General features: G+C 61.0%; 25 protein-coding genes. All 25 read right to left on the reverse strand.

The genetic code is table 11. From position 1 onward, the window contains the following. Nucleotide 1: 1 nt before the first annotated feature. Complete coding sequence (gene fliR / locus VC352_RS03810; protein WP_322978258.1) at nt 2-778, reverse strand: flagellar biosynthetic protein FliR; 777 nt, start codon at nt 776-778, stop codon at nt 2-4. A 154-nt stretch (nt 779-932) separates the two neighbouring features. Next, nucleotides 933-1,202 (reverse strand): flagellar biosynthesis protein FliQ, encoded by a 270-nt coding sequence (gene fliQ, locus VC352_RS03815; protein WP_322978259.1) that lies wholly within the window; start codon nt 1,200-1,202, stop codon nt 933-935. A gap of 10 nt (nt 1,203-1,212) precedes the next feature. Continuing rightward, nucleotides 1,213-1,998: a flagellar type III secretion system pore protein FliP gene (gene fliP, locus VC352_RS03820; RefSeq protein WP_322978260.1), complete on the reverse strand. Its 786-nt coding sequence runs from the start codon at nt 1,996-1,998 to the stop codon at nt 1,213-1,215. Then, nucleotides 1,998-2,426: a flagellar biosynthetic protein FliO gene (fliO, locus tag VC352_RS03825; RefSeq protein ID WP_322978261.1), complete on the reverse strand. Its 429-nt coding sequence runs from the start codon at nt 2,424-2,426 to the stop codon at nt 1,998-2,000. Before fliO ends, fliP begins: the two co-directional genes overlap by 1 nt. Nucleotides 2,427-2,428: 2 nt before the next feature. Next, the gene (fliN, locus tag VC352_RS03830) at nt 2,429-2,899 is read right to left on the reverse strand and encodes a flagellar motor switch protein FliN (protein ID WP_322978262.1); all 471 of its coding nucleotides are present in this window, start codon (nt 2,897-2,899) and stop codon (nt 2,429-2,431) included. 93 nt (nt 2,900-2,992) lie between these two features. Further along, the gene (gene fliM / locus VC352_RS03835; protein WP_322978263.1) at nt 2,993-3,964 is read right to left on the reverse strand and encodes a flagellar motor switch protein FliM; all 972 of its coding nucleotides are present in this window, start codon (nt 3,962-3,964) and stop codon (nt 2,993-2,995) included. Nucleotides 3,965-3,976: 12 nt separating this feature from the next. After that, entirely contained in the window at nt 3,977-4,495 is a 519-nt protein-coding gene (gene fliL, locus VC352_RS03840) for a flagellar basal body-associated protein FliL (RefSeq protein ID WP_322978264.1), read from the reverse strand. 208 nt (nt 4,496-4,703) lie between these two features. Next, nucleotides 4,704-5,432, reverse strand: coding sequence for a flagellar hook-length control protein FliK (locus tag VC352_RS03845; protein ID WP_322978687.1), 729 nt, complete (start codon nt 5,430-5,432; stop codon nt 4,704-4,706). Nucleotides 5,433-6,084: 652 nt separating this feature from the next. Beyond that, a complete protein-coding gene (locus tag VC352_RS03850; RefSeq protein WP_322978265.1) occupies nt 6,085-6,438 on the reverse strand; it encodes an Hpt domain-containing protein in 354 nt (117 codons plus the stop codon). 33 nt (nt 6,439-6,471) lie between these two features. Beyond that, nucleotides 6,472-8,157, reverse strand: coding sequence for a fused response regulator/phosphatase (locus VC352_RS03855; RefSeq protein ID WP_322978266.1), 1,686 nt, complete (start codon nt 8,155-8,157; stop codon nt 6,472-6,474). A gap of 2 nt (nt 8,158-8,159) precedes the next feature. Beyond that, entirely contained in the window at nt 8,160-8,465 is a 306-nt protein-coding gene (locus VC352_RS03860) for an STAS domain-containing protein (RefSeq protein WP_322978267.1), read from the reverse strand. Between the two features lie 186 nt (nt 8,466-8,651). Continuing rightward, on the reverse strand, nt 8,652-9,101 hold the full coding sequence (gene fliJ / locus VC352_RS03865; RefSeq protein ID WP_322978268.1) for a flagellar export protein FliJ: 450 nt from the start codon (nt 9,099-9,101) through the stop codon (nt 8,652-8,654). A 46-nt stretch (nt 9,102-9,147) separates the two neighbouring features. Then, the gene (gene fliI, locus VC352_RS03870; protein WP_322978269.1) at nt 9,148-10,494 is read right to left on the reverse strand and encodes a flagellar protein export ATPase FliI; all 1,347 of its coding nucleotides are present in this window, start codon (nt 10,492-10,494) and stop codon (nt 9,148-9,150) included. Then, nucleotides 10,484-11,281 (reverse strand): flagellar assembly protein FliH, encoded by a 798-nt coding sequence (gene fliH / locus VC352_RS03875; RefSeq protein WP_322978270.1) that lies wholly within the window; start codon nt 11,279-11,281, stop codon nt 10,484-10,486. Before fliH ends, fliI begins: the two co-directional genes overlap by 11 nt. A 3-nt stretch (nt 11,282-11,284) precedes the next feature. Next, nucleotides 11,285-12,301: a flagellar motor switch protein FliG gene (fliG, locus tag VC352_RS03880; protein ID WP_322978271.1), complete on the reverse strand. Its 1,017-nt coding sequence runs from the start codon at nt 12,299-12,301 to the stop codon at nt 11,285-11,287. Beyond that, nucleotides 12,294-14,081, reverse strand: coding sequence for a flagellar basal-body MS-ring/collar protein FliF (fliF, locus tag VC352_RS03885; RefSeq protein ID WP_322978272.1), 1,788 nt, complete (start codon nt 14,079-14,081; stop codon nt 12,294-12,296). The genes fliG and fliF overlap by 8 nt, the downstream gene beginning before the upstream one ends. Before the next feature lie 10 nt (nt 14,082-14,091). Next, nucleotides 14,092-14,421 (reverse strand): flagellar hook-basal body complex protein FliE, encoded by a 330-nt coding sequence (gene fliE / locus VC352_RS03890; protein WP_322978273.1) that lies wholly within the window; start codon nt 14,419-14,421, stop codon nt 14,092-14,094. A gap of 280 nt (nt 14,422-14,701) precedes the next feature. Further along, complete coding sequence (gene fleR, locus VC352_RS03895) at nt 14,702-16,120, reverse strand: sigma-54-dependent response regulator transcription factor FleR (RefSeq protein WP_322978274.1); 1,419 nt, start codon at nt 16,118-16,120, stop codon at nt 14,702-14,704. A gap of 4 nt (nt 16,121-16,124) precedes the next feature. Further along, nucleotides 16,125-17,339 carry a sensor histidine kinase gene (locus VC352_RS03900; RefSeq protein WP_322978275.1) on the reverse strand — a complete coding sequence of 405 codons (1,215 nt, stop codon included), beginning with the start codon at nt 17,337-17,339 and terminating at the stop codon, nt 16,125-16,127. 177 nt (nt 17,340-17,516) lie between these two features. Next, complete coding sequence (locus tag VC352_RS03905; RefSeq protein WP_322978276.1) at nt 17,517-18,992, reverse strand: sigma-54 dependent transcriptional regulator; 1,476 nt, start codon at nt 18,990-18,992, stop codon at nt 17,517-17,519. A gap of 236 nt (nt 18,993-19,228) precedes the next feature. After that, nucleotides 19,229-19,555: a flagellar protein FliT gene (gene fliT / locus VC352_RS03910; RefSeq protein WP_322978277.1), complete on the reverse strand. Its 327-nt coding sequence runs from the start codon at nt 19,553-19,555 to the stop codon at nt 19,229-19,231. After that, nucleotides 19,539-19,919 carry a flagellar export chaperone FliS gene (gene fliS, locus VC352_RS03915; RefSeq protein ID WP_322978278.1) on the reverse strand — a complete coding sequence of 127 codons (381 nt, stop codon included), beginning with the start codon at nt 19,917-19,919 and terminating at the stop codon, nt 19,539-19,541. The genes fliT and fliS overlap by 17 nt, the downstream gene beginning before the upstream one ends. A gap of 138 nt (nt 19,920-20,057) precedes the next feature. Next, nucleotides 20,058-21,473 (reverse strand): flagellar filament capping protein FliD, encoded by a 1,416-nt coding sequence (gene fliD / locus VC352_RS03920; protein ID WP_322978279.1) that lies wholly within the window; start codon nt 21,471-21,473, stop codon nt 20,058-20,060. A gap of 59 nt (nt 21,474-21,532) precedes the next feature. Further along, entirely contained in the window at nt 21,533-21,919 is a 387-nt protein-coding gene (locus VC352_RS03925) for a flagellar protein FlaG (protein WP_322978280.1), read from the reverse strand. 72 nt (nt 21,920-21,991) lie between these two features. Then, nucleotides 21,992-23,431, reverse strand: coding sequence for a flagellin (locus VC352_RS03930; RefSeq protein ID WP_322978281.1), 1,440 nt, complete (start codon nt 23,429-23,431; stop codon nt 21,992-21,994). Nucleotides 23,432-23,644 lie beyond the last annotated feature (213 nt).

Here is a 23,644-nt window from a genome sequence, read left to right on the forward strand (position 1 = left end):
CCTAACGCACCTTGGCGAGCTCGCCCAACTGCTGCAATGCTTCAGTGGCCAACGCCTGAAACAGATTGCCGAAGTCGGACAGGCTAATCCAGAAGATCACCAGCCCAAGGGCCAGAGTCAGCGGGAAACCGATGGAGAAGATGTTCAGTTGCGGCGCCGCACGCGTCATCACGCCGAACGCCAGGTTGATCACCAGTAGCGCCGTAACCGCCGGCAGGGTCAGCAGCAGACCGGCGCCGATCACCCAGCCCAACTTGCCGGCCAGTTCCCAGTAGTGCTGCACCATCAGCCCTTGCCCGGGCGGCAAACTGACGAAGCTCTCGGCCAGTACTTCCAACGCGACCAAATGACCATTGATGGACAGGAACAACAGCGTCACAAGCATCAGCATGAGTTGCCCCAGAACGGGCACCGACACGCCGCTGGTGGGGTCGACCATGGAGGCGAAACCCAGGCCCATCTGCATGGCGATGATCTGTCCGGCCACTGTAAAGATATGGAAGAACAGCTGCAGGAGAAAACCGAACATCGCCCCGATCAGCACCTGCTCACCAATCAGCAACAGGCTGCGCAGGCTCAATGCATCGACCTGCGGCATGGGGGGCAAGACAGGCACCAACGCCACACTGATGGCCAGCGCCAGATAGAGGCGAACGCGCGTCGGTACCAGTTGCGTACCGATGATCGGCATGACCATCAGCATGGCGGCAATGCGGAACAACGGCAGCAGGAACTGGGCGACCCAGCCACTGATCTGCACGCTACTCAACTCAAGCATCGCCCTTGCCTCAGTGCCGGTGAAGAACGAGTTGCGAGCGAAGATCGATCGCGTTTCGCCTGCGCGTAGCCGGCGCAATGCCTTGAACTACGTGCCCGCTGCGAATGCAGCCGAAGCACGAGATGTCGAGCACAGTAGAGTGATTCATGAGCGCTCAACCGATCAGGTACGGGATGTTCTGGATCAGCGTCTGGGTATATTCCATCAGCTCGCGCACCAGCCAGGGGCCGGACCAGATCAGCGTGACCAGCATGACGATCAGCCGCGGCAGAAAGCTCAGGGTCTGCTCGTTGATCTGCGTGGCGGCCTGGAACATCGCCACGATGAGCCCCACTACCAGGCTGGGCACCACCGCCAGACCGACGATCAGCACGATCAGCCAGAGCGCTTCGCGAAACAGGTCAACCGCTACCTCGGGAGTCATGCGAGCCTCGCTATATCGTGCCGAAACTGGCCGCCAGGGTGCCCATGATCAGCGCCCAGCCATCGACCAGAACGAACAGCATGATCTTGAACGGCAGGGAGATGATCAGCGGCGAGAGCATCATCATGCCCATCGCCATGAGGATACTGGCCACCACCATGTCGATGATCAAAAACGGGATGAAGATCATGAAGCCGATCTGGAACGCGGTCTTCAGCTCCGAGGTGACGAAGGCCGGCACCAAGATGGTCAGCGGCACGTCTTCGACACCATTGAGGTCGGTACGCTTGGACAGCCGCACGAATAGCGCCAGATCGCTCTCCCGCGTCTGCGCCAGCATGAAGTCACGTATCGGTACCTCGGCGCGCTTGATCGCCTCCTGGGCAATGATCTCTTCGTTCAGGTAGGGCTGCAGGGCGGTGCTGTTGATCCGGTCGAACACCGGCGCCATGATGAACAGCGTCAGGAACAGCGCCAGCCCCACCAGAATCTGGTTCGACGGTGTGCTCTGCAGCCCCAGCGCCTGACGCAGGATGGAGAAGACGATGATGATGCGGGTGAAGCTGGTCATCAGCATGACGAACGCGGGGATGAAGCTCAGCGCCGTCATGATCAGCAGTATCTGCAGGCTGACCGAGTACTCCTGCTGGCCCTGCGCGTCCGTGGACAGCGTGATGGCCGGAATCGACAACGGGCCATCGCCCTGCTGAATCAAGGTACCGCCGCTGGGCGGATCGGCGGCGAGCGCCAGCGAAGCGGACACGCTGAGCAGCAATACCAGCAACAAACGCAGCATCAGGACTTGTCCTTCTGATCCTTGCCCAGCAACTCCATCAGGCGCTGGGCAAATTCCGGCGTGGCCGGCTCGGCATCGGCAAGATGCACCGGTTCCTTGAGGACGTGCAGCGGGGCGATGCGCCCGGCAGAAAGGCCCAGCAGGATTTGCTCGTTGCCGACCTGCACCAGTACCAGACGATCACGCGGCCCCAACGGCTGGGTCGCCAGCAACTTGATCACCTGCCCGGTTCGCGGCGTCAATTGCTGCACACGACGCAGCAACCAGGCGAGTGCGAAAATCAGGCCGATCACCAACAACAAGCCCAGAAGCATCTGGCCAAGCTGCCCGGCCAAGTTACTGCCCGCCATGGGCGTCGGGCTGGCCGTCGTTTCCGCAGCCAAGGCAGACAATGGCAGACTCAGCAGGAGAAAAAGATATCGAGTCATGATCAGCGCAGTTTCTTGATGCGTTCGCTGGGGCTGATGACGTCGGTCAGGCGAATGCCGAACTTCTCGTTGACCACCACCACCTCACCATGGGCGATCAGCGTGCCGTTGACCAGCACGTCGAGCGGCTCACCAGCCAGGCGATCGAGTTCGATCACCGAGCCCTGGTTGAGCTGCAGCAGGTTGCGGATGGTGATATCGGTGTTGCCAACCTCCATGGAGATGGACACCGGGATGTCGAGAATCACATCCAGGTTCGGCCCCTCCAGGCCGGCCGGCAAGCCGGTGCTTGGAGGTGGCGCATTGCCGAACTCCTCCATCGGCGCGCGCGGAGCGGCGGGTTTGGGCTGCTCCTGCGCAGCGAGCATGGCATCGATGTCATCCTGGTCGGCATCACCGGCCTCGGCCAGCGCTGCAGCCCACTCGTCGGCCAGCGCCTGCTCTTCGGGGGAAGTATTTTCTTCGTCTGCCATGGTAGTTCCTCGCCTGGCTCCTGTTACCTGTTCGAAATCTGTGATGAATCAGGCCTGTCGCGTCGAGCGCAGGCCAAGCAATCCAATGGTGCTTCAGCGTTGACGTTCGATCGGCTCGAGCACCTGCAATGCCAGGTTGCCCTTGTGTGCCCCCAGCTTGACCTTGAAGGTGGGCACGCCATTGGCACGCATCACCACGTTTTCCGGTAGATCGACCGGAATCACGTCACCGGGCTGCATATGCAGGATGTCACGCAGCCGCAACTGCCGCCGCGCCACGGTCGCTGCCAGCGGCACGCTGACATCGAGGATGTCTTCACGCAGCGCCTTGACCCAGCGTTCGTCCTGATCGTCGACATCGGACTGGAAACCGGCATCGAGCATCTCGCGGATCGGCTCGATCATCGAATACGGCATGGTGATGTGCAGGTCGCCACCACCGCCGTCCAGTTCGATATGGAAGGTGGACACCACCACCACTTCGCTGGGGCTGACGATATTGGCCAGCGCCGGGTTGACCTCGGAGTTGACGTATTCGAAGTGGATGTCCATGACCGCATGCCAGGCCTCGCACATGTCGACGAAGGCCTGATCGAGCACCATGCGCACCACGCGCAGTTCGGTCGGCGTAAATTCACGCCCTTCGATCTTGGCGTGACGGCCGTCACCGCCGAAGAAGTTGTCCACCAGCTTGAACACCAGCTTGGCATCCAAGATGAACAGGCCGGTACCACGCAGCGGCTTCATCTTCACCAGGTTGAGGCTGGTGGGCACGTACAGCGAATGCACGTACTCGCCGAACTTCATCACCTGCACACCACCCACGGCGACGTCCGCCGAGCGGCGCAACAGGTTGAACATGCTGATGCGGGTATAGCGCGCGAAGCGTTCGTTGATCATCTCCAGGGTCGGCATGCGCCCCCGGACGATGCGATCCTGGCTGGTCAGGTCATACTGTTTGACGCTGCCCGGCTCGGCGGCCTCTTCGGGCTCGACCAGGCCATCGTCCACGCCATGGAGTAGCGCGTCGATCTCGTCCTGGGAAAGCAGATCCTGAACGGCCATGATGACTCCCGCCTACTGCAATACGAAATTGGTGAACAGCACCTGCTCAACCACGGTGCTGCCGGTTTCCTTCTGCGCCAGTTCCTGCACGCTGGCCAGGGCCTGCTGCAGGAGCATTTCCTTGCCCAGCGGCGTTTGCAGGGCGGTGAAATCCTGGCCCGAGAGCAACATCACCAGACGGTTGCGCAGTACCGGGACATGCACCTTAAGTTTTTCCATGCCGGCCGCATCGCGCCCCATCAGCGCCATGCTCACCTGCAGGTAGCGTGTGCGCCCCTGAACGTTGAAGTTGACCACGAAGGCCGGCAGCAAGTCCTGATAGACCGCCGCCTTGTGCACTGGCGCTGCATCGGCAGCCTCCTCGTGCTTGGGCTCTTCGGTCTTGTCGCTCTTGCTGAGAATGAACCAGGTGCCGCCGATGGACAGACCGACGGCCAGCAGCAGACCGACGACGATGAGAATGATGAGCTTGAGCTTGCTCTTGCCGGCAGGTTGCCCCTCTGCCGCCGGTGCTGCTTCTTTCTTAGCCATGCCAATAATCCGTCAGTGCCTAGGTTCTTTCCGCGATCAAAGGGTTAGGAGCAAGTGTTATGCCAGTCTATCAACGGCATTGTCCAACCTTGGGCTGCGGATTTAACAGTGCCAGCCCGTCTCTGTCACCCAAAAAGCATTCGCCCGAGCGTTCTGGCGAACACTCGGGCGAATCTCAGTCTAGCGGAGCCAGGCCCGACAGCGGCAATCAAGCGTAGTAATCGACCAGACCACGCCCCATGCTCAGGCGCTCGCTGCGAACCTCCTGCACACTCGAAACGAGGTCATCGCCCCCCAACAAGCTGTCGCCACGCGAGGAGCCGCCACGCCCTTCGTTCTGCCCCTGCCCCTGCCATCCCCGATTGAGCGACTGATCGGATACATTGGCGTCAGCCAGGTTCATCCCCTGCTGGGCAAACAGGTCACGCAGCCGGTTCATCTGCCCCTCCAGCGCATCGCGCACGCCGGCATTAGGGCTGGCGAACGTTACCTGGGCCGAGTCCTGAGACAGGTGCACACGCACCTCCAGGCGCCCAAGTTCGGCCGGATCAAGCTGGATTTCCGCCGACTTGAGATTCTGGCTAGACATCCACATCACCTTGTCGACCACGGCGTCGGTCCAACCACTCTGCTGCACGGCAACCGGCTGGCCCGGAACCAGAGGCACGCGTTGAACGCCGCCACTCTGCTGATTGATCGCCTGGGTCAGAGCATTGAGTTTGCTGACGAACTGATCGGCACGATCGGGCTGGGTGCTCTCCTTGAGGCTCTGCAACGCCTCCGTGGAAGCATCCTCGACTACCAGCTCAGCGGAAAGCTTGTCACCCTTGTCTGCCTCACTCATCTGGTCGAATGCCGAGACCAGATCGGCAGCGAAATCCTTGCCCTTGGCAGGTTGCTGCTGAGGTTTTCCGTCGACAGCCTGCGGTAGCTGCATGCTCACGGCATCCTCTGTCACGAGCGCTGGGCTCGCCTGCTCAGCCGAGAGTTCAGCCACAGGGGATACCTCCTGCTCAGCCACGACAGGCGCCGTCACCGGCATACCTGTAATCAGCAAGGGTTCCGGCTCTGTAGTGGACTCGGGTAGCGGCGCAGTCTCCGACTGCGGCTGCGGCACCTGCAGCCCTCCCAATGCCATCGCCAGCAAAGGATCCAGGGTGTCTTGAGCATCACTGACAGGCAGAGCAGGTTCAAGCGTCTCGGATGTCGATTCGGCCGGCAAGGAATTGCCGTTGGTGGCAACCGCAGGCTCCTTGTCTGAGGTATCGCCACTGGCAGCCGATGCATCTCGACCTTCATCGGTACGCTGCTCGGCTGGCTTTTTGGCCGCACTGGTACGCTCGCCGGACTGAGTCTGACGCTCCCTGGCATACACCTTATCGAAGCTGGAGGCCTCATTACTGCTGGCCTGCGGCGTTTTTGCCGGTGGCTTCGCATTACTCTTTACCTCAGGCGCGGGCTTGAGGAGTAGATCGGGCATCGCGGACATGGACGCTCTCCGTCTGATGGGTCGTGACGGTACCAGAGCAAAGGACGGGCCAACTTGGTGGCACAAAGGAAGACCGACTTAAATCGCCCTGCATGGAGGATCAGATGCGATAGCGCTGACGTTCGGTCTTGAGCAGGATGCGCACGATGGCAAATTCGCGCTCGATCTGTTCGATCAGTTCGGGCGCCAGCTCCAGCGCCTCACGACGCCCGGCGTCTTCCAACTGCTTGCACAGGCTGGCCAGCAGGGTCGCCCCCATGTTGCTGCAACTGCCCTTGAAGCTGTGCGCAGCCAGGCGCAGGGCCTGGGCGTCGGCCTCTCGCTCGGCTTGCTGGATGAGGCGCAGGCGCTCTTCGGAGTCTGCCACGAAGGTATCGAGCAAGACCGGATATTCATCTTCCATGACGTCCTGCAAGGCGGCCAGGACGGCATCATCGAGGTGGATGTCGGGCACTACTGGGTCACTCCCTGAACAACAGCCGAGGGATTATGCCTCAGTAGACCAGCAAAACTCCACGCTTACGCCCGGCTGCTCACCCTCGCAGTGGCAGGCATCGCTCAACTCCCGCACCAGTGCCAGGCCACGCCCACTGAAGTCAGCAGGCGTGCTGGTCAACGCCTGAGCATCGAAACCCGGCCCGCTATCCTCGACCCGAATCATGAGGCGTCCGCCTCGCTCCTGGGGGCACAACTGGAGGTGAAAACGCACATAGCCGTCCTGCAGCTGCGCCAGACGCAAGCGGCGCTCACGGTAATACTCGGAGAACCCCTTGGCATCACGCTTAAGTGCCGAGTCTAGACCGATCACACCGTGCTCCAGCGCGTTGGAGTACAGCTCGGCCAGGACGGTATAGATCTCTCCGCCACGCGGCCGCAGAGCCTTGATATCCATCAGCAACTGCAACAGGTAGGGCAAAGGGTTGAAATGCCGCAGGCTGTGCGCGCGAAACTCGAAGCTCGCCGACCAGTCCTGCGGATTGCTGTGCCCGGCGTCGGCGAAGGCCAGCGGATGCAGCACCTCGCCCTCGTCCTCGAAGCCGACCTGGAGCATGCTGACATCGTCTTCCTGCTCACCGCGAAAGGCGACCAGAGCCTGCTGGATCTGCTCGAACAGCACACGTGGCTGCTGGTTGCAATCCAGCACCTCGAGCAGTCGATTTTCGCCGAACAGATGGCCCTGGGCGTTGCGCGCCTCCAGTACACCGTCGCTGAGCAGCAGGATGCGATCGCCACGCTGCAACGGGTAGACCTCGCAGCGATCGCTGAACGCAGCAGGCTCGAGGATTCCCAGCGGCAAGTGGCGCGACACCAGTGCCTGACGAGGGCGGCCATCCTCGTGCAACAGATAGCCGTCCGGCAGACCACCATTCCAGACCTCGAGCAGGCCACGTTTGCTGCTGATGTTGAGCAGCGTGGCGCAGCAGAACACACCCACTGGCAGAATGCGTTTGAGCTTGGCGTTGATCTCGCGAAGAATTTCCGTCAGCGCATGGCCCTTGGCCGTCATGCCGTAGAACACCTCGGCAAGCGGCATCGCACCGATGGCCGCCGGCAGACCATGGCCGGTGAAGTCGCCGAGCATCACGTGCATGCCACCGGACGGCGTGTAGGCAGCCAGCAGCAAGTCACCATTGAACAACGCGTAGGGCGATTGCAGGTAGCGGATGTTCGATGCGTTGAGACAGCCAGAATGGGCGACACGGTCGAACACCTCCTTGGCCACGCGTTGCTCGCGCAGTAGATGCTCGTTGTGCTGGGCAATCACGTCACGCTGATGCAGCACGGTCGCCTGCAGGCGCCGCAGGCGATCCATGGCCTTGATCTTGGCTTCGAGTATCACCCGGTTGTAAGGCTTGGCCAGAAAGTCGTCACCACCCGCCTCGAGGCAGCGTACCAACGCCTCGTTCTCGCTGAGCGAGGTGAGAAAGATGATCGGCACCAGCGCATCACCGGCCTGCAGCTTGATTCGCCGCGCGGCCTCGAAACCATCCATCACCGGCATCAGAGCATCCATCAGCACCAACTGCGGACGCTCCTGCTCGAACAACGCCACGGCTTCCAGGCCATTGCTGGCAGTCAGCACTCGATGCCCCTGGCGACTGACGATGGTCGACAGGAGCATGCGGTCGGCCGAGTTGTCCTCGGCGATCAGGATCGACAGCCTGTCGGCCATATTCAACTGATCTGGAACAGTTGCTCGAAGTTGGAGATCGCCAGGATCTTGCGCACGTCGCTGCTGCAGTTGATCAGACGGATCTGCGCCGAATCCCCGCCGGCATGATCGCGCAGAAGCAGAAGCATGCCGAGCGCCGAGCTGTCGAGGTAGCTGGTGTCCTGCAGGTCGACCAGATAACGTCGCGGGGTGATGGCGACGCGCTCGTAGGCGTCACGAAATTCCTGATGCGAAGCGAAGTCGAAACGCCCGCGAATCACGATGGTCAGCTCTTGCCCGTCGGCGGATGCCTGCGAGGTGATGGCCATGCCTTGCTCCTTTGTCGATATGCTCCCAGCTTAGCTGCTTTGCCCGGCGAAGAGCGAATGCAGCATGAAAAGGTGTAGCACTCGATACCGCCCGTCGGCAACTGCAATCTAACGCAGGGACTTGAGCGCTTCCCGCTCGCACAGCCGGCCAGCTCGGGAAGCCAGGAAAAAGCGCGAATGGTCTGTCTAGGGCTCTCCACGATCGATCAGACGCTGAGCGAGTTCGTCGAGCAGCTTCTGCTCGCGCTTGTCCTCAGCCTGGCGCGCCTCGTCACGGTAACGCTGCACGAGCTTGCGTAGGCCCTCCAGACGCGCGTATTGCTGCTGCCATAGCGCTCTCGCCTTCTCCAGGTTGGCTCTATGCCAATCCAGGCTCTTGCTTTGCTGGCCGACGGCACCTTCAAGCTGCGACAGAAAGCGCTGGTAGTTCATCAGCCATTGCCCGGAGACGCCCTTACTACCCTCGCTGATCCACTGCTGCTGGTAATCGCCGCGAAAGCGCTCCAGCTCGCCCAGCTTGGCTTCGGCCTGGCTGACCAGCCCCTGATGATGACCGAGCTGCCGGGCAGCCTCTCGCTCGGCCTTCTCGGCCATTTCAACCACTGGCTGCAAGCGCTTGGCGCGACTCAGACTCATCGAACGGGCGCTCCATCATGCGCAAAAGCGGTGTCGCAACAACGCATCACTGCCCCAGCACTGCAGCCAGTTGCTCGCGGCTCTGCGCCAGGCTCATGCTCTCCCCCAACCCCTGCCGCAGGTATTGCGCCATTTTCGGCTGACGAGCGATGGCCAGATCGGTATCGGCATCGCCCCCCGGCACGTAGGCGCCAACACTAATCAGGTCACGACTCTGCTGATAACGCGACCACAACTGCTTGAAGCGCTGCGCCTGCTTGAGTTGCTCGGGCGACACCACCTGCGGCATCACCCGGCTGATCGACGCCTCGATGTCGATGGCCGGGTAATGGCCCTCCTCCGCAAGGCGGCGCGACAGCACGAAGTGACCATCGAGCACACCGCGTGCGGCGTCAGCGATGGGGTCTTGCTGATCGTCACCTTCGGAGAGAACGGTGTAGAAAGCCGTGATCGAACCGCCACCGGCCTCGGCGTTACCGGCACGCTCGACCAGCTTGGGCAGCCTGGCGAACACCGAAGGCGGATAGCCCTTGGTCGCCGGCGGTTCACCGATGGCCAGGGCGATCTCGCGCTGCGCCTGGGCATAGCGCGTCAGCGAGTCCATCAGCAGCAGGACGTTCTTGCCCTTGTCACGGAAGTATTCGGCGATGCGTGTGCAATACTGCGCGGCGCGCAAGCGCATCAGCGGCGCATCGTCCGCCGGCGAGGCTACCACCACGGAACGTTTGAGACCTTCTTCGCCGAGGATCTCGTCGATGAACTCCTTCACCTCGCGGCCCCGTTCGCCGATCAGACCGACCACGATGATTTCGGCCTCGGTGAAGCGGGTCATCATGCCCAGCAGCACCGACTTGCCGACGCCGGTGCCGGCAAACAGCCCCAGGCGTTGGCCACGGCCGACGGTGAGCAGGCCATTGATGCAGCGGATGCCAACATCCAGCGGCTGACTGATTGGATCCCGGTTGAGCGGGTTGATCGAGGGGCCGTCCATCGGCACCCAATCCTCGGCTTTCATGCCGCCCTTGCCATCGAGCGCACGGCCGGCGCCATCGAGCACGCGCCCGAGCATCGACATGCCCATCGGCAGGCGCCCGGTGTCCGGCAGCGGCACAACACGCGCACCGGGCGCAATCCCGGCCAGGCTACCGACCGGCATCAGATAGATCTTGCCACCGGAAAAGCCCATCACCTCGGCTTCGACCTGCACCGGGTGATAGCTGTCGCTGTTGATCACCAGGCAGCGGCTGCCGATGGCGGCACGCAGGCCTTCGGCCTCCAGGGTCAGGCCGACCATGCGCAACAGGCGCCCCTCCACCACTGGCTGGCTGGGCAGGTTGATTGCATCGACGTAGCCCGCCAGGCGCCTGGCGAAACTGATCCGCTCAAGGCGCATCGACGGCATCCAGATCCAGGCCGATATCCGCATCCGGTGGCTGAGAGACTTGCGCGTGCTGCTGCTCGAACAGTTGCTTGAGCGACTGCGCCAGACGGGTCTCGACGGTCGCGTCGATCAGGCTGTGTTCGGACTCGATGCGGCAGCCACCGGGCAACAGGCTGTCGTCCTCAAGGATTTTCCAGCTTTCCTCGTGACGCTCACGCAAGGCCTTGATGGTCTCGAAATCCTGCGGATTAACCTGAATACGCACGCTCTCGGCACCCATCGGTAGCAACTTGAGCGCTTCGCGCAGCACCTGGCGAATCTGGCTGGAGTCGATGTTCAGCTCACGCTGCACCACTTCACGCACCATGTGACTGACCAGGCGCACCAGCGCCACTTCCAGTTGCTGATCCTGTTCGGCAATGGGCTCAAGCAATTGCTGCATGAGTTTTTCCAGGCTGCCGACCTTGACCGCCAGGGCCGCGTCGGCTTCCTGCTTGGCCTTGATCTGGCCAGCATGGAAACCGTCTTTCTCGCCGGTGGCGAAGCCTTCGTTGTAAGCATCCTGGCGGATCGCCTCGAGCTCATCGAGTGTCAGCGGCTTGACGTCCTCCAGCGCAACCTCTTCCGACTGCAGCGGCTCTGCGTCCGGCACAGGTTCGCTGGGTCGCTCGGCGACCACCTCCTCGACCGGCTCACTGCCAGGCTCACCGGGCTCATCGAAGCTGGGCAAGGCCCAACGGTCGAACACGGCCAGATCCTTGGCACGGATCAATTCACTTTCCGGCTCCTTGGCCACCATGGCTTACACCATTTCCTCGCCGCCTTTGCCGCCGAGCACGATCTCGCCGGCTTCGGCCATACGGCGGGCAATGGTGAGGATTTCCTTCTGCGCCCCCTCGACGTCGCTGACACGCACCGGCCCCTTAGCCTCCAAATCGTCGCGCAGCAGTTCGGCGGCACGTTTGGACATGTTCTTGAACACCTTGTCCTTGATCGCATCGTCGGCGCCCTTGAGCGCCAGCACCAGCACCTCGGACGACACCTCGCGCATCAGTGCCTGGATGCCACGGTCGTCGACGTCGGCCAGGTTGTCGAAGACGAACATCAGATCCTCGATCTGCGTCGAGAGGTCTTCGTCCACTTCGCGGATCGAGTCCATCAACTGGCCTTCGACCGAGCTGTCGAGGAAGTTCATGATATCTGCCGCGCGCTTGACGCCGCCCATGGTAGCGCGAGACGTGTTGGCGCTACCGGAGAACTGCTTCTCGAGAATCTGGTTGAGTTCCTTGAGCGCCGAAGGCTGCACGGTGTTGAGCGAAGACACGCGCAGGATGATGTCCAGGCGCACCTTGTGATCGAAATGGCTGAGCACCTCGCCGGCCTGATCAGGGTCGAGGTACGCCACCACGATGGCCTGGATCTGCGGGTGCTCGTAGCGGATCACGTCAGCCACGGCACGCGGCTCCATCCACTTGAGGCTGTCCAGACCGCTGGTGCTGCCACCGAGCAGGATGCGGTCGATCAGGTTGCCGGCCTTGTCCTCACCCAGCGCCGCAGTGAGCATCTTGCGGATGTAGCCGTCGGAGCCGACGCCCAGGCTGGTCTGGTCGCCGACGATATCGACGAACTCGGCCATCACCTGCTCGACCTGCTCGCGATGGATGTTGCGCATGCCGGCCATGGCCAGACCGACCTTCTGCACTTCCTTGGGCCCGAGATGACGCAGGACCTGCGCCGCGTCGGTCTCGCCCAGCGAGAGCAGAAGGATGGCGGCCTTGTCGACCTTGGTCAGCTTGGTAGCGGTACGATTGTCACTCATCGGCGTTGATCCACTCTTTCACCACCTGGGCGACCCGACCCGGGTCTTCGGCGACCAGGCCCTTGATGGCGTTCAGTTGTGCATCATACCCCTCGGTGGGGCTGGGCAACATGATGCTTTGCGGCCCGCCGAGGCTGACGCGATCATCCGACAGCTCGCCATCCAGGCCGGCCATGCGGCCAAGCTCGACATCGCCGCCCTCGCCCAGGCCTTTGCCTTTACCGGCGCCGGTGATGTTGTTGAGCACCGGACGCAGCACGCCGAACACCAGCACCAGGATGAACAGCACGCCGAGCACCTGCTTGACGATGTCCCAGAACCAGGGCTGGGTGTAGAACGGGATATCCGGAATCTCTTCGCCCTGCAGCGCGCTGAAGGCCGTGTTGATCACGCTGACACTGTCGCCACGGCTGGCGTCGAAACCGACCGAATCCTGCACGAGGCGGGTGAAGCGCGCCAGATCGTCGGCGCTCCAGGGTACACGGGTGGTTTCGCCGGTAGCCGGGTCGACACGCACCTGGTCGTCCACCACCACTGCTACCGACAGGCGACGCAGGCGACCCTGTTGCTGCTTGGTGTAGCTGACCGAGCGATCCAGCTCGAAGTTGCGCGTCGACTGCTCGCGCTTGTCCGCCGGATACGGTGCCAGCATCGGCTGACCGGTGGCCGGATCCATGATCTGCTGACCGTTGGCATCGACCAGCGGCTGGCCTGCAGCAATCGGGCCTGCCGGTGCGGCAGCGCCACCGCCGGCCTGTTGTGGCGCAGCGGCCGGAGCTGGCGGCTGGTTGGACAGCGCGCCGGGCACTCCCTGCGGTGGCAAGCTGCTCTGACGCTGCTCGTTGACCTGCTGCTCGCTGCGCAGCGCCGGCTGATCCGGGTTGAACATCTCGGAGGTGGATTCCACCGCGCTGAAATCGACGTCTGCCGACACCTCGGCCTTGTAGCGGCCGGAGCCCAGCACCGGTTGCAGGATGTTGTGCACGCGCTGGGTGAACAGGCTTTCCATGCGACGGGTGTAGTCGAACTGCTTGCCGGCCATGGTCAGCTCGGAAAGCTCCTGCTGATCGGACAGCAGGTTGCCCTTCTGATCGACGACCGTAACCTGGCTCTTGTCCAGTTCCGGCACGCTGGTGGCGATCAGGTTGACGATGGCCATGACCTGGCTCGGCTCCAGCGCACGCCCCGGATAGAGTTCGACCAGCACCGAGGCGCTGGGCTTGCGTTCGTCACGGACGAATACCGATGCCTTGGGCATGGCCAGGTGCACGCGCGCGCCCTTGACGTTGTTGAGGCTGGAAATGGTTCGCGCCAACTCGCCTTCCAGACCGCGGCGATAACGGGTGGCCTCCATGAACTGGCTGGTACCCAGCCCCTGCTCACGGTCAAGGATCTCGAAGCCGACATTGCTGTCGGTTGGCGCCACGCCGGCAGCAGCCAGGCGCATACGGGCATTGGCCATGTCTTCGGCCTTGACCAGCAGCGCACCGGAGCTGGGTTCGACGGTGTAGTTGATGCCGGCGTTGCTCAGCACATCGACCACCTGGCTCGCATCCATGCCATTGAGGCTGCCATAGAGCGGGCGATAGTCAGGCTGCTGCGACCACAGCACCACGGCGAAACCGATGGCCACGCTGGCAGCCAGGCCAACCAACAGGCCGAGCTGACGCAACACCGACATTTCGGAGAGGTTTTCCAGAAAGCTCAAGCCGAGTAACGGCTTCTTCGCTTCTGCCGTCTCGGTCTTGGCCGGTACGTTTGCTACTGCGGCTTCAGCCATGGATCAATCCTCAGACCGGCATCTGCATGATGTCTTGATACGCCTGAACCAGCTTGTTACGCACCTGGGTCACGGCTTGAAAGGATACGCTGGCTTTCTGCGACGCGATCATCACATCAGTCAAGTCAACGCCGCTCTTGCCCATCTCGAAGGCAGTTGCCAACTGGTTGGAGGCCTGCTGAGTCTCGTTGACCTTGTTCACCGCCTGGCCAAGCATGTCCGAGAAACTCGGAGCGCCTTGCACCGGCTCGCTGGCGACCGGCTTTTGCCGGGCCATGGCCTCGGCCTGCATGGAACGCATTTCCAGCATCAAGCGATTGAATTGGACACCTTGACTCATGACTTCCTCCACTGCCCGCTTTTTGACGCTAGCGGTGCTTTGTAGGGGTATCTGCAACAAGGGTGCCAAGAGAGCGACTGTAGGTTTCGCGCGACAAGCTGCAGGCAACAGCATGCCCGCAGCGAACGCCTAGATACCTCGTCGGCAGGAGCGGCTTCAGCCGCGATGAGGCCTGGCACAGTGCTCGCAAGCAACGCCAAGGAATTCGCCCATGCACGACGAACCAGGCGCCGACAAGCCGCCTGGTCTGCCGGCGAAGATGAGGTTTACTCGGGCTGGATCAACTGGCGTAGAGGTAAGCCTCCACATCCATGCCGGCATCACGCATCTGCGCAAGCTTGTAACGCAGGGTGCGCGGGCTGATCCCCAGGCGCTCGGCAGCCTCCTTGCGGCGACCACGCTCGGATCGCAGCGTATCGATGATCACCTGGAACTCCCGTCGACGCAGATCCTCTCCCAGGGCACCTGCCTCATTCGCCTGCGCAATCGATTCCGGCATCGGCATCGCCGCAGCGGGCTGGCTCGACACGCTCGCCAGGCGCGTTACGGGCATCTGCACAGCCTGCCCGAGAAGGGCACTCAGACACAGATCCTCTGGCTGGATGATGCCTCCCTGCTGCAGGATCAAAGCACGCTGCACAGCGTTGTCCAACTCCCGCACATTGCCTGGCCAAGCATGACCGACCAAAGCCCGAACGGCCTCTTCGGAAAAACGCACGGCTGCATGATTCATTTTTTTGACGTGCCGAGCCAGCAGCCGCTCAGCCAGCGGCAGAATATCGGCAGGCCGCTCACGCAGCGGACGCCAAGCCAGGGGGAACACCGACAAACGGTAATAGAGATCCTCTCGGAAGCGTCCGGCCGCCACTTCACCAGCCAGATCACGGTTGCTGGTCGCCAGCACGCGGATATCCAGGGCAACAGGCCTGCGCGCGCCTACACGCTCCACTTCGCGCTCCTGCAAGACCCTGAGCAGTTTGGCCTGCAGGCCAAGAGGCATTTCCGAGATTTCATCGAGCAGAATGGTACCGCCATCAGCCAACTCGAACTTGCCGGGCTGTGAGTTGACCGCACCAGTGAAAGCGCCCTTCTCATGACCAAACAGCGTGGCCTCGAGCATGTTGTCCGGAATGGCGGCACAGTTGATGGCGATGAACGGGCCGTCAGCACGCGGCGATTGCTGGTGAATGTAGCGTGCCAACACTTCCTTGCCGGTTCCCGACTCCCCAGTGATCATCACCGTCGAATCACTCTGTGCCACTCGTGCGGCCAGTTCCAGCAACTGCCGGCTGGCCGGCTCCAGTGCCACTGGGCCATCCTGCTCGCTGACCCCAAGCCGCCCGAGCGCGTGACGCGCGACCAGATCGAGAAGGGTACGCGGCTCGAAAGGCTTGACCAGATAATCGGCAGCCCCCTGACGGATCGCGTCCACGGCACGCTCGACAGCGCCGAAAGCAGTCATCAGCAGCACCGGCAACTGGGGATGGCGATTGCGAATCTGCGCCAGCAGCTGATGGCCATCCATGCCAGGCATGTTGACGTCGCTCACCACCAGACTGAAAGGCTCCTCTGCAAGCGCAGACAAAGCCGCCTCGGCACAATCCACGGCGCGATAGGCATGGCCTCCCAGGCAAAGGGTATCGGCCAAGGCCTCGCGCAGCGCACGATCATCTTCAACAAGCAGGACTTTGGCTGCCATGACATTACTCCCTGTGGGCCAGCGGTGCCGCGATAAGCAGCGGCAGAGAAACGATGGCGCAAGTTCCGCGCCCCGGATGCGAACGCAAGGTAAGCCGTCCATGATGAGCCTTGGCAACCGCCTTGACGACCGCAAGCCCCAGACCGGTACCCGTGGTCTTGGTAGTAAAGAACGGCTCGCCCAGGCGCACCAGCGTTGCCTCATCCATGCCTGGCCCGTTGTCACTGATACACAGACGAATCTCACTGGCACGCGAGTAAAGATGAACCTTCAGACGCACCTGGCGACCACTGGCCTGGATGGCGTTATCGATCAGGTTGAGGATCGCGCCGACCAAGGTATCGCGATTGCAGAGCAGCTCTCCGCCGCGCACATCGCACTGCCAGCGTACGGCAAGGCCAGCAAGGTGAGGCTCGGCAGCAGCACGTAGCGCATCGAACAAGGCCTGCGGAGCCAACCGATCAGGTAACGGCAACTCACCACGCGCAAAGATCAGCATGTCACGCACCTGATTCTCCAGCTCGTGCAAGCGCTCCTTGAGACGACTGGCGAAACGCTGCTGCTGCTCCTGCGGCAATACATGCTCGCTGAGATGGCTAGCATAGAGCATGGCAGCAGAGAGCGGCGTACGAATCTGATGAGCCAGTGAGGCGACCATGCGCCCCAGCGCAGAAAGGCGCTCGTGGCGTGCTAGTTGCCCCTGCAGGCGTCGAGTTTCCGTCAGGTCATTGAGCAGGATCAGTTGGCCGGGCTCACCGTGCAGCGAACGGGTCGAGATGGAAAGACGACGCCCATCCTTGAGAGAAATCTCATGGCCATCATCTTCACGGGGCGAGAAATTACGGGCAATGACCTCGCGCCAAAGCATGCCGACCAGAGGCTTGCCCAGCAACGCACAGGCGACCGGGTTGGCCTCGCGCACCACACCCTGACCATCGATCACCACCACCCCGCCAGGAAGCAAGTCCAGCAGACTCTGCAGTCGATGAGCCAGACGTTCCTTTTCGGCCAGCTCCTGCATACGCTGGGCGCTGACCAGCGCCAACTCACCTTTGAGTTCGCTGACGCGGGCCTCGAGAAGACCGTAGGACTCATTGAGCTGATTGGACATCTGACTGAACAGGGCGAAAGCCTGCTCCAAGCCGGCTCGACTGGCTTGTTCGAGCGGAGCGGAGGACACCAGATCGGTCGTATCCACGTTGCTGACGGGTAAATTCATCGCTGCTTCTCGCACTGCGCCGTCAGAAGACGGTCGTTTGCAAGACAACTAGCAATAGGCGTGCCTATTTTTTTATCTTTATTTATCAGTCACTTAAAAAATAAAGCCGGCAGCTGTGTCAAGGCTCCGGCTTTATCGAGATCAACGACGCCACGATCATGGCGCTGAAAACAGCGCTCAGTCCTCGTCGCCCTCTTCCTCACGACGACTCATGCCGTACTTGCGCATTTTCTCCACGAGCGTGGTACGGCGAATGCGCAAGCGCTCGGCTGCACGCGCCACCACACCACCCGCATCATCCAGCGCCTGCTGAATCAGCCCCTGCTCCAGGTTGCCTAGGTAGTCCTTCAGGTCGAGCCCTTCAGGCGGCAACATCGCCGGCGTATCCAGGCCCGGCAGGCCGGCCATGATGGCTGCACGCTCCTCCATTTCGTCACGCAGGCTCGCCGCGAGGTGCTCGTCCTCATCGTCGACATGACGGAATTTCTTCGGCAACTCGCCTACACCGATCACGCCATAGGGATGCATGATCGCCATGCGCTCCACCAGGTTGGCCAGCTCACGCACGTTACCTGCCCAGTCATGACGACAGAGCGACATGATGGCAGCCGAATTGAAACGAATGGAGCCGCGCTTCTCGTGCTCCATGCGCGAAATCAGCTCGTTCATCAGCAGCGGGATATCTTCGATGCGCTCACGTAGCGGCGCCATCTCGATCGGGAAGACGTTGAGGCGGTAGTACAGATCCTCACGGAAACTGCCATCCTCGATCATCTTCTCCAGATTCTTGTGCGTGGCGGCGATGATGCGCACGTCGGCGGTCTGCGTCTTGTTGCTGCCGACGCGCTCGAAGGTGCGCTCCTGCAGCACACGCAGCAACTTGACCTGCATCGGCAGCGGCATGTCGCCGATTTCATCCAGGAACAGCGTGCCGCCGTTGGCTAGCTCGAAGCGCCCTGCCCGGCTGGTGATGGCACCGGTGAAGGCGCCCTTCTCGTGACCGAACAGCTCGCTTTCCAGCAGTTCAGCAGGAATGGCACCGCAGTTGACCGGCACGAAAGGAGCTTCACGGCGCTTGGAGTGGTAGTGCAGGTTGCGCGCCACCACCTCCTTACCGGTGCCCGACTCACCCAGAATCAGCACGCTGGCTTCGGTATCGGCCACCTGTTGCATCATCTGCCGAACCTGCCCAATGGCGCGGCTGGTACCGACCAGACTGCGGAACAGGTTGGGCTCGCGCTGACGACCACGATCACGCGCTTGGTCGTACATCTCTCGGTAGACCTGGGCACGGTGCAGTGAATCGAGCAGTTTGTTGTAGCTCAGCGGCATTTCCAGGCCGGCCAGCACACGACGCCGCAGGTCTTCCGGCCACTCGGCGGCCGCAGCAGAATCGCCGATGGTCAACAGCGGCAAAAACTCGTCCCAGGCTGCGATCTGCTTGGTCAGCTCAAGTGCGCCGCCCTTGCTCTGCACTTCCCCCAGCAGAACGCTGAGTACGTCGCGGCTGGATTCGAGCGAGGCGACGGCCTGCTTCCACTCCTCGCTGCTGCAACTGAGGTGTTCTTCCCCGAGAAAATTCAGAATGATCGCCAGCTCATGGCGGCGCGCGGCATTGTCGTCAATCAGGAGAATCTTGGTTTCACGCCACATCTTGTGTATGTCTGACCCGAGGAGAGAAGAGAATGACACGCCAGGGAGCTGGCACACGACAGCAAGTGGCCACTAGTAAAGTCAATATTTTGGACGCAGTCAATTTTATGGCGTGATTTTTTATTTATTGCTCGCCTAGCAGCAAGGTAAGGCAGGAGGGAAACCCAAGAAAGCCAGAAGAGCGAAAAACCTGCCGACGCAGAGACACGAGGCAGGTTACAGCCGGGCGACAGGCGTCACGTGAACAGCTGGTAGACCTTGGCGCCCTTGTGGGCACCATTGACCTGCCGGAGCTCCGCAGCAATACGCTGCTTTTCATCCTGGCAGGCACCGATCAGCTCTCGGTAGAGCGCCAGCAGGGACTCAAGGCTGCTGCGCAGAGCAGCCTCATCCCCAGTGTCATGCAGTGCTCCCTCGACGGCCACCCGACACTGCTGATCCAGCTCACCAATAGTCGACCAATCCTGGCGCTTGAGCGCATCACGCAAGGCCGAGCCGGCTGATTCGAGACGCAAAACCGCAGCCCCCTTGCCAAGAGTTGCGTTATCAGTGAGCGATGCCATCCCAGCCCTCCTTGAGGCGACGAAGCACCATAGCGGCCTCATTGAGCCCGTTCAGGTCATTTTTCAGATTCGCCTGGGTCAGGCGCTGAATAGCAAATTCGTAGAGCGCATCGTAATTACGGGCGAGCTCTGCGCCGCGCTCCATATCGAGGGCCGCGCGCAGGCCACCGACTATACGGACGGTCTTACCGATCAACAGCCCTTTCTCGGCGATTTGTCCTCGCTGCATAGCGCCCTGCGCCTGGGCGATACGATCCAGTGCACCTTCGAACAGCATCTGAATGAGACGATGAGGACTGGCATCACCGACCTGCGCCTGGGTGTTGACCTGTTGATAATGCTTGAGGGCTGCATAGGCGTGCATGACGAGATTCCTATTCCTTGTAAGCCGGATTCGAACTGCTTACTTGGTATATCGGCACTGACTACCCAGGCTTTAGGCGCATTTACGAAAAATCGACACGTAGGACAGAGATCCTCTGCCCCTTTCCGAATAAGCAGGTCAGTCGTTCGAGTTGTTGTTCAGCGCATTCAGCGTGGACAGCACGCTTTCCGAAGTCGCATTCAACTGGGCGACCAGATTATCCATATTGTTGTATTTCGTATACATGGCAGTGGTCAACGTATCGATGCGCCGATCCAGCGCTTCTTGCTGCTCAGTCAGCGAGGCCTTTGCAGACTGAAGGCTGTTCATCTTGCTCTCGAGCAGCCCGCCAGAGGACGTGTAGACGGACGTGACATTGCCAATACGGTTGATCAGGCCATTATCGCCACTAAAAAACTCCTGAATATCCTCGGCATAGGTTGTGATGCCAGAGGAAAGTGCATCCTCATCGATCTCTAGGGAGCCATCCTTCTTGGTGGAGACACCAAGCTGGGCGAGAATACTCAACGAGCCGCTCTCACCAGACGAAGACGTCAGGGCATTACGCAATGAGGACATCAGATTACGGGTCATCGAATCGCCGACCAACGCACCGGCCGAAGAACTGGTGGTTCCGTCTTCGGCAGTCGTCGTCGTCACGCCAGTCAGAGCACCGGTCACGCTAAGCAGCGTGTTGTAGGCATTGACGAACGAGGTGATCGAGTCCTTCAGACCTTCCGTGTTGGCAGAGACGGAGATGGTCGTCGACCCCGTTCCCGCTAGCTTGATGGAAACCCCACTCAGCGATGTGATGGTGTTGCTGGCGCTGGTCAGCGCCAACCCATCGAGCGAATAGCTGGCATCGGCAGACTCGGTGATATAACCAGCTGCGCTGCCGCTTTGTGCGGTGAGGCTGTGATTACCCTGGTCGTCGATATTGATGTTGAGCGCGGAGAGATCTCCAGTACCGCTGACGAACAGATCGGTTCCGGCCCCGGTAGTTTCCGAGGATAGAACCAGGCGCGCGCCACTGGAATCGGTGACGATGTTGGCGCTTATGCCTGCCGATGCCGACAGCTGATCGTTGATCGCTGTGCGAATGTCGGAAAGGCTGGCGCCGGCACTGATCGACACGTTGTAGCTGGTGTTGTTGCCGACATCGATGCTGAGAGTGCCGCCCGATGCGAACTTCGTAGAGGCACCACCACTCAAGCTTGCAGAGGACACCTTCGAAGCTGCCGCCAGACTGTCAACGGTCAACTTGTAGCTGCCACTGACCGCACCGCTGCCCAGACTGGCAGTAGCCACGGTCGAGGTGGAGGACGCTGCGCTGAGACCGGCAAACGACTTGCCAGTCTTGAGACCGGTGAGCGCAGCCTCGAAGTTCTCCAGGGCGCTCTGCAAGGAGCCCACGGCCGAGATATTCAGCGTGTTCTTCGACTGCAGACTGGTGATCTGTGTCTGCTTGGCGGACGTATCCGCCTTGACTACAGCGGACACGAGATCGTCGATATTCAGCCCGGTTCCGAGCCCTGTAATGCTACTGGTAGCCATGGCAGCTCCCCTGCGATGGTTTATTGGCACATGGCCCTTTCATGCAGAAACCAGGCCATTCAGGCCTGTTCGCTGAACAAAAGGCTTCGAGCCTCCTCCAGGCGCGCCGCGAGCTGCAACGCCTCCTCGGATGGAATCTGCCGCACCACATCACCAGACCCCCCATCGAGCACCTTCACCACCACTCGACCACTGCTGTCGTCGATATGGAAGTTCAGATCCCTTTTGATGGCCTGAACGAAACTCTGCATGCTCGCCACCGCCGAATCGACTTCGGCGCGCTGACTTTCCGAATCACCAGAGCTGGCGTTACTGGCTACCTGGTTATCCGCCTGGGAAGTGCTTCCGCTTTCCACCACACGCGAGTATGTCGCTGTGGCGTTGCTGCTGGAGACACTACTGACAGGAGTCGCTACAGGTACCGCACTGACTGTCGAGACATTCATTCAAGTATCCTCCCAAACGGGAAAAGGGGAAGCGCCAAGCGCCCCCCCTCATAGGCCCCTCAGATCACCTGCTTACTGCAGGAGACTCAGTACAGCGGAGGGCAACTGGTTAGCCTGAGCCAGGATAGCAGTGGAAGCCTGTTGCAGGGTCTGCTGCTTGGTCAGTTCGGCAGTTTCCGAAGCGAAGTCGGCATCCTGAACCCGGCTACGAGCCGCGGTGCTGTTCTCGGAGATGCTGGCCAGGTTCGATACGGTGCTGTCGAAGCGGTTCTGCACAGCACCGAGGTCGGCACGCTGGCTATCGATGTTGGAGATCGCCTTGTCGATCACCGCGATTGCACTTTGTGCGCCCTCGGCCGAGGTGATGTCGGTATCACTGATGCTGGTCAGCGCCGAAGTCACGGAAGTTCCAGTGGCCGCGAACAACCCAGTCACACCTGCGCCGGTCACCGAGTAGGCCTTGGCCGAGTTCAGCTCGACAGAGCCAGTGGCGATCAGGCCATCGGCCAGAGCAGTACCGGTTCCGGAGAATTCGCCCGCACCATCCTTAACATCGATGGTTACACCGGTATAGTCACTGGTCACCGCAGTATTGGCAGCATCAGCGAACTCGATGTTCTCACCGGTCTCCGAGGTGATGATCAGCTCTTTGCTGTCCTCGTTGAAGTTGACACTGATGCCGAGAGCAGAGGCGTTGGAGCTCAGTTGTTCTGCCAGGCTGGCGTTATCGACCACACCGATCATGTCGACCGATTTCGAGCCTACGGTAATGCTGAAGTTGGCACCACCAGTGGCAGTGGTACCAACTGCCAGCTTGGCGACGGTACTGGCGCTGGCACTCAGGCCAGTGATCAGGCCATCGAGTTGCTTGGCGATGTCCTTGGCCGAGGCGCCGGCGGCGACAGTAACGGTCTGAACCTCGCCACTACCGGTTACCGTGACCGCACCACCTGCCACACCCGTGGTATCCGGAGTGATGGCCGTGCTTTGCACCTGCTGCGAACCGATTTTGGTAGCGGCCACGTTGCCCAGGGTAATGTTGATAGTTTCGTTGGCGTTGGCGCCGACCTGGAAGCTGGTAGTGCCGAAAGAGCCATCGAGCAGGTTGCGACCGCCGAAGGTGGTGGTGTTGGCGATACGGGTCAGCTCGGTGGTGAGCTGCGAGTATTCGGCCTGCAGCGAGGTACGGTCTTCATCGCTGTTGGAGCCGTTGGCCGACTGCAGGGCCAGTTCGCGCATACGCTGCAGGATGTTGGTGGACTCCTGCATGGCGCCTTCTGCCGTTTGCGCGATGGAGATACCATCGTTGGCGTTCTTGGTCGCGACGCCCAGGCCGTTGATCTGGCTGGTCAGACGGTTGGAGATCTGCAGGCCGGCGGCATCGTCCTTGGCACTGTTGATTTTCAGGCCGCTGGACAGACGCTGCATGGTGGTGGACAGGGCATCGGATGCCTTGTTCAGGTTTTTCTGAGTGTTGAGCGATGCAACGTTGGTATTGACGGTAAGAGCCATGACGAGAACCTCGCGATTTGGGCTTGTACGACTCCCGGCCTTGGCATCCGCCGGGGATGGCCTAGAGAGCTTTCGTTATGCTTATCGTCGTCCCGCGCCAATCCTTTAGTCTTTTTTTGCATTTTTTCGAGCCAAAATCATGGCGCTCACTCAACCAAAGAAAAATCCTTTTAAAACAGTGCGTTGTACGTAGCGCCAAAATAATATGAAGCC

Source organism: Pseudomonas sp. C11 (genome assembly GCF_034683865.1).
In the GTDB taxonomy this organism is placed as follows: domain Bacteria; phylum Pseudomonadota; class Gammaproteobacteria; order Pseudomonadales; family Pseudomonadaceae; genus Aquipseudomonas.

What these genes read in the sequence shown, in the direction of transcription:
- fliT (WP_322978277.1), bottom strand. Translation starts at nt 19,555, where the DNA reads ATGGCATCGCTCACTGATAACGCAACTCTTGGCAAGGGGGCTGCGGTT.
- VC352_RS03900 (WP_322978275.1), bottom strand. Translation starts at nt 17,339, where the DNA reads ATGAATTTACCCGTCAGCAACGTGGATACGACCGATCTGGTGTCCTCC.
- fliP (WP_322978260.1), bottom strand. Translation starts at nt 1,998, where the DNA reads ATGCTGCGTTTGTTGCTGGTATTGCTGCTCAGCGTGTCCGCTTCGCTG.
- fliS (WP_322978278.1), bottom strand. Translation starts at nt 19,919, where the DNA reads ATGCACGCCTATGCAGCCCTCAAGCATTATCAACAGGTCAACACCCAG.
- VC352_RS03855 (WP_322978266.1), bottom strand. Translation starts at nt 8,157, where the DNA reads ATGGCCGACAGGCTGTCGATCCTGATCGCCGAGGACAACTCGGCCGAC.
- fliO (WP_322978261.1), bottom strand. Translation starts at nt 2,426, where the DNA reads ATGACTCGATATCTTTTTCTCCTGCTGAGTCTGCCATTGTCTGCCTTG.
- fliF (WP_322978272.1), bottom strand. Translation starts at nt 14,081, where the DNA reads ATGGCTGAAGCCGCAGTAGCAAACGTACCGGCCAAGACCGAGACGGCA.
- fliI (WP_322978269.1), bottom strand. Translation starts at nt 10,494, where the DNA reads ATGCGCCTTGAGCGGATCAGTTTCGCCAGGCGCCTGGCGGGCTACGTC.
- VC352_RS03930 (WP_322978281.1), bottom strand. Translation starts at nt 23,431, where the DNA reads ATGGCTCTTACCGTCAATACCAACGTTGCATCGCTCAACACTCAGAAA.
- VC352_RS03925 (WP_322978280.1), bottom strand. Translation starts at nt 21,919, where the DNA reads ATGAATGTCTCGACAGTCAGTGCGGTACCTGTAGCGACTCCTGTCAGT.
- fliJ (WP_322978268.1), bottom strand. Translation starts at nt 9,101, where the DNA reads ATGAGTCTGAGTCGCGCCAAGCGCTTGCAGCCAGTGGTTGAAATGGCC.
- fliH (WP_322978270.1), bottom strand. Translation starts at nt 11,281, where the DNA reads ATGGTGGCCAAGGAGCCGGAAAGTGAATTGATCCGTGCCAAGGATCTG.
- VC352_RS03845 (WP_322978687.1), bottom strand. Translation starts at nt 5,432, where the DNA reads ATGCAGCTACCGCAGGCTGTCGACGGAAAACCTCAGCAGCAACCTGCC.
- fliQ (WP_322978259.1), bottom strand. Translation starts at nt 1,202, where the DNA reads ATGACTCCCGAGGTAGCGGTTGACCTGTTTCGCGAAGCGCTCTGGCTG.
- fliN (WP_322978262.1), bottom strand. Translation starts at nt 2,899, where the DNA reads ATGGCAGACGAAGAAAATACTTCCCCCGAAGAGCAGGCGCTGGCCGAC.
- fliG (WP_322978271.1), bottom strand. Translation starts at nt 12,301, where the DNA reads ATGAGTGACAATCGTACCGCTACCAAGCTGACCAAGGTCGACAAGGCC.
- fleR (WP_322978274.1), bottom strand. Translation starts at nt 16,120, where the DNA reads ATGGCAGCCAAAGTCCTGCTTGTTGAAGATGATCGTGCGCTGCGCGAG.
- fliE (WP_322978273.1), bottom strand. Translation starts at nt 14,421, where the DNA reads ATGAGTCAAGGTGTCCAATTCAATCGCTTGATGCTGGAAATGCGTTCC.
- VC352_RS03860 (WP_322978267.1), bottom strand. Translation starts at nt 8,465, where the DNA reads ATGGCCATCACCTCGCAGGCATCCGCCGACGGGCAAGAGCTGACCATC.
- VC352_RS03905 (WP_322978276.1), bottom strand. Translation starts at nt 18,992, where the DNA reads ATGTGGCGTGAAACCAAGATTCTCCTGATTGACGACAATGCCGCGCGC.
- fliD (WP_322978279.1), bottom strand. Translation starts at nt 21,473, where the DNA reads ATGGCTACCAGTAGCATTACAGGGCTCGGAACCGGGCTGAATATCGAC.
- fliL (WP_322978264.1), bottom strand. Translation starts at nt 4,495, where the DNA reads ATGGCTAAGAAAGAAGCAGCACCGGCGGCAGAGGGGCAACCTGCCGGC.
- fliR (WP_322978258.1), bottom strand. Translation starts at nt 778, where the DNA reads ATGCTTGAGTTGAGTAGCGTGCAGATCAGTGGCTGGGTCGCCCAGTTC.
- fliM (WP_322978263.1), bottom strand. Translation starts at nt 3,964, where the DNA reads ATGGCCGTTCAGGATCTGCTTTCCCAGGACGAGATCGACGCGCTACTC.